The following is a 353-nucleotide window of genomic DNA, read 5'->3' as shown; positions in this document are numbered from 1 at the left end:
AGCGACACCTCGACCGGCTGCGGCTGACCATGCGCCCGCCCACTGAGGAGCTCCAGCGCCCGGTCGGCGAGCCACGCCCCCTTTCCCCGGGTGTCCGCACGAGCCGCGGCCATCGCCGCGTCCCACTGCTCGGCCGGCAGGTCGGGGTCGACGACGTGCCGGCGACCCTCCTCGGCGGACAGGGCGCAGAACGCCCCGACCACGTCCTTCATCGGCCCCAGCACCGACAGCCACGCCATGCCGTCCGCGGCCGGGCGCACCGACACCCGCCGCGAGGCAACGGCACGCCGGGCGCGCTCGGCCAGCGACTCCGCATCAAGAGCAGCCCCCGCCCGCCGCGCCGCAGCCCCCAA

1 pseudogene is annotated in these 353 nt (G+C 77.1%); it reads right to left on the bottom strand.

The window, feature by feature from the left end:
• A pseudogene (locus N801_RS21285) lies at positions 1-239 on the bottom strand (HNH endonuclease); the annotation flags it as partial.
• Positions 240-353: the final 114 nt, after the last annotated feature.

This window comes from Knoellia aerolata DSM 18566, assembly GCF_000768695.1.
Classification (GTDB): domain Bacteria; phylum Actinomycetota; class Actinomycetes; order Actinomycetales; family Dermatophilaceae; genus Knoellia; species Knoellia aerolata.
The sequence above is the reverse complement of the archived record's forward strand: the minus strand, read 5'-3'. Positions and strand labels throughout refer to the sequence as shown.